This is a genomic window from Chryseobacterium sp. VD8 (assembly GCF_037149975.1).
Classification (GTDB): domain Bacteria; phylum Bacteroidota; class Bacteroidia; order Flavobacteriales; family Weeksellaceae; genus Chryseobacterium; species Chryseobacterium indicum.
Genome location: NZ_JBBCQL010000316.1, coordinates 1 through 3,943 on the forward strand (window position 1 = coordinate 1; position 3,943 = coordinate 3,943).

The window sequence follows — 3,943 nt, forward strand, 5'->3', positions numbered from 1 at the left end:
AAGAAAATCTATTCAGGTAGCCAAAGAAACTGGAGAGAAAGAAAAGAAACTTTATGATCTGGATTATTTATTAGGAGTGTATGACCAAACAAGGATGGGTGCTCTGCGATTTAAGACTTCAATAGATGGAAATTTTTTAGATGATGATGAGAATAACCCTACACCACCCTGGTCATCATTAAGAGAGTTGGAGGCAGCCGTGAAAAGTTTTGAAAATGAAGATGAGCCTAAAATGAAAAGGTTATTAGCACTGCTTGTAGTTCCAGGATCTTCATTAGGGGGTGCAAGACCGAAAGCTAATGTTATGGATCAGGAAAAAAATTTATGGATTGCTAAATTTCCTTCAAAAAATGATACAATTGATAAGGCAGCGTGGGAATATCTGGCATACCGATTAGCTACTGATGCCGGAATTAATATGTCAGAAACAAAGATTCAAAAATTAAGTAACAGCTATCATACATTTTTCACCAAAAGATTTGATAGAACAAACTCCGGAAGAATTCATTTTTCGTCAGCTATGACTATGACAGGAAACAATGAAGAAAAATTAAGAGATTCAACTGCAAGTTACCTTGATATCGTTGATTTTATTACGAACTACGGTATTGATGTTAACAATAATTTGAAGGAATTATGGAGAAGAATCGTGTTTAGTATTTGTATATCAAACACAGATGATCACCTTAGAAATCACGGATTTATTTTAACCCCAAAAGGATGGATACTTTCACCAGCCTATGACATTAATCCGTCTGTGGATAAAGAAGGACTTGCTCTAAATATTGATACAGATAATAATGCTTTGGATCTTGAACTTGCTAAGGAAGTGGGCGCTCAATTTAGACTGAACGAAAATGAAATGGATGAAATCATTGAAAAAGTCATTTCGGTTGTAAGAGGATGGGAAAGTATTGCTAGCGAGATTGGAATACCCAGATCTGAACAAGAGCGTATGAGATCTGCATTTTTACCATTTGAAAATTAATCTTTTAAAATAATCTTAGTAAATAAATTTTAATTGATTAATACGTTTAGAATGAGCTATAAAAATTAAGTTTCAACAGTAGGTAAAAACTTATTGCTTAATATCGATTACAAAAACACAGTGTTTTAAGTGTTTTCGTCGTGTTTTTCAAACACAGCGAAAACACTTTTTTCATTTGCACCATAATAATTAAAATCAAGTATTATGGATTTGCAAAATATTTCATTTGAAAATTTACCACAAGCAGTCGCCTTCTTAATTCGTGAACTTGCTGAGATAAAGCATCTGGTATCAAAAGAAGATGTTGTTATACCTCTCAAAAAAATTCCAATCGGAATAGATGAAGTAGCATCCTTAATCGGTAAAGCGAAACCAACCATTTACACTCTTGTTAGAGAAAGAAAAATCCCATGCTACAAAAACGGTAAGAAACTATATTTTTTTGAAGAAGAAATACTGAACTGGATTTCTAAAGGCAAGAAAAAGACCTTGCAGGAAATTACCGAGGAATGTGAAGCGGATTTTAAGAAAAATCGCAGAAGACAACATAACTAATAAAAATGCGATCGATGTCTAACGAAATTAATAAACTAAAGCAAAAGCTTATTTGGCAAATGACCGGGGAGGAATTAGTAAGTTTATTTAAATATGAAAATATTTATATAACAAATCGTACAAAGAGATCCTTGCAGCAAAATAAAATAATTGATGAAAAGTATGTGTATGGTCTTAAAGGTATAGCCAAGTTATTTAATTGCAGTATTTCATCTGCTATGAGATTAAAAAAGAGCGGTAAAATTAAAGATGCGATCACTCAGGAGGGGCGAAAAATTGTCCTGGACGTTGAGAGAGCTTTAGTTCTAATTAACAATGAATATGAACTAATAAACTGCAATAAAGAAAAAGATGATGTCGTTACAAGATAGCAGTCAGAAAATCATTCGCAAGGAATTTAAAAATGAAAGAATTCCTGAGAGTATAAGAATAGGCAACCATTTTGTTGATGATTTTATCTTTGATGAAAATAGTCAAGCCGCCAACATTCCCATCAATGCGCTAAGGGTTATATTTAATATAATCTCTATTATAAGTAATGAACAATTCAGACCTGAAGATCGTCCGAAGCAACTCTCTTTGTTCGATGATGATTTTGAGACTGAAAATAATACTTTCGCCCTGCTTAAAATTAAGAATAGCAAAATTTCTCCCAGTGGCTCAACAAAGCAGGTAATTAATGCCTATGAGTTTTTAGCAAAATTTAAGATGGGATGGTATAAGTCCCAGAATAGAAAAGGTAAGGAAATCAAAACTTTTGCAGGACTTATATCAACACCAACCTACGATGAAAGAGGCTACACATCTTTTCTTATCAGCAGTTATTGGCTGAAGAAATTAATTGTAATACCGGAATATAATTATATGCTTTATCAGTTGGTGTATAATATTAAAAATAATAAACATATCATATTTGCAATTTGGCTGGCTAAACTTCCATCAACTGGCACTGTATTGAAACTGTCAACATTTAATTCGAAGTTTGACTTAAATTATCGAACAGCAAATGATTTTTGTTTTAAATTTTTAAAACAGGTTAAGGGCAGTCTCGATAAATACAGTACAGTGTCATTTAATTTCAAATGCAAAGGAGAAAACATTGCAATTCATCCATATTCCACTGAAAAAATTCAGGAAGCAGATTTGAATATAGATAGCGAACACTTGTTCATCACCTATCGAATTAATTATTTTAAAAAAAGGTACAGATTGCAGGAGCAGGAAATGCTGCAGTTCGCATATCATTATCGAAATATATTACAGACAAGAGAGCTGATAGAGAAATCTTACAATTACTTTATCAAAAAAAATAGAAAATTAAAACTACGATCCTCTGATTTTAGTGGTAAGGTATTTTTAAAGGAGATACAACAACTTATGATAGAACTTTACCGGGACACAAGAATGGGAAAATTTCTTCCGGATGGATATCCCGTCATTTTTTAATTAATCTAATATTTTATTTACAATGAATTGTGAGCAAATAAAACAAAACGTCAGTATCAGGACGGTTATGGAATCCTATGGTCTATTCCCTGTAAAAGAAAACAAAAGAACAGCATTTTATTTTGCATTAGATAGACAAGAGAAAACAGCCAGCCTGTCTGTAGATTTCATTAAGAATACAGCTTTTGATTTTGGAACAGGTAAAATATATGATGTTATATCAATAGTTCAAGCTATTAATAAATGTAATGTTTCAACAGCGCTTGAATATTTAAATAAGCTTGATTTTTCGCCTACAATAGATAATGTGGTTGAAACAAATGATGGCTTTACTTATAATGTTTTAAAAACAATCGATGTCGAGCATCCTGCGTTGCTAGAGTATCTTAAGTCAAGGGGAGTTTTGAATTGTAAAAGTCTTATCAAAGAGATCCATTACAAAATAGAAGATAAATATTATTTTGCGATTGCTTTTTTTAATAATTCAGGAGGTATTGAAGTCCGTAATAAATATTCTAAAATCTGCCTCGGACCAAAAGATGTGACGTTAATAAAGAAGGGAAATCAGCAAAATAATGAAATTGTTGTATTTGAGGGCTTTTTTGATTATTTGTCATATAAAACGATAGAAGATGATAAATTTTCTTCAGATGCAGATTATTTAGTCTTTAATTCAACATCGATGCTCTTAGCGGGAGATAAAATACTAAAGAAATACAAAAAAATATCTCTATTTCTTGATAATGATAAAACGGGAAAAACTGTCGTAGAGCAGATCCGCAACAGCTATAAAAATGTTGAAGATTTTTCCTGGATGTACCAACATGATAAAGATTTGAATCAGTGGCTGATAAGGTGATGATGTTTTCAGTAAAGACAAAACCGCTACTTAATAGTAGCGGTTTCATTTTGAAATTAATCTTATTGAGTAACCCATCCTGGCACTCCGTTCAC

5 protein-coding genes are annotated in these 3,943 nt (G+C 32.1%); all 5 read left to right on the forward strand.

Annotated elements, in window-relative coordinates; all coding sequences use genetic code 11:
• On the forward strand, window positions 1-988 hold a 988-nt coding region (locus WFK35_RS21250; protein WP_336734532.1), incomplete at its 5' end, for a type II toxin-antitoxin system HipA family toxin.
• Window positions 989-1,192: 204 nt separating this feature from the next.
• Complete coding sequence (locus WFK35_RS21255) at window positions 1,193-1,543, forward strand: helix-turn-helix domain-containing protein (RefSeq protein ID WP_002977250.1); 351 nt, start codon at window positions 1,193-1,195, stop codon at window positions 1,541-1,543.
• 14 nt (window positions 1,544-1,557) lie between these two features.
• The gene (locus WFK35_RS21260; RefSeq protein WP_002977252.1) at window positions 1,558-1,914 is read left to right on the forward strand and encodes a DUF3853 family protein; all 357 of its coding nucleotides are present in this window, start codon (window positions 1,558-1,560) and stop codon (window positions 1,912-1,914) included.
• Complete coding sequence (locus WFK35_RS21265) at window positions 1,898-2,989, forward strand: hypothetical protein (RefSeq protein ID WP_027383751.1); 1,092 nt, start codon at window positions 1,898-1,900, stop codon at window positions 2,987-2,989. Before WFK35_RS21260 ends, WFK35_RS21265 begins: the two co-directional genes overlap by 17 nt.
• A 67-nt stretch (window positions 2,990-3,056) precedes the next feature.
• Entirely contained in the window at window positions 3,057-3,848 is a 792-nt protein-coding gene (locus tag WFK35_RS21270) for a toprim domain-containing protein (protein ID WP_336734533.1), read from the forward strand.
• Window positions 3,849-3,943: the final 95 nt, after the last annotated feature.

What these genes read in the sequence shown, in the direction of transcription:
- WFK35_RS21270 (WP_336734533.1), top strand. Translation starts at nt 3,057, where the DNA reads ATGGAATCCTATGGTCTATTCCCTGTAAAAGAAAACAAAAGAACAGCA.
- WFK35_RS21255 (WP_002977250.1), top strand. Translation starts at nt 1,193, where the DNA reads ATGGATTTGCAAAATATTTCATTTGAAAATTTACCACAAGCAGTCGCC.
- WFK35_RS21265 (WP_027383751.1), top strand. Translation starts at nt 1,898, where the DNA reads ATGTCGTTACAAGATAGCAGTCAGAAAATCATTCGCAAGGAATTTAAA.
- WFK35_RS21260 (WP_002977252.1), top strand. Translation starts at nt 1,558, where the DNA reads ATGTCTAACGAAATTAATAAACTAAAGCAAAAGCTTATTTGGCAAATG.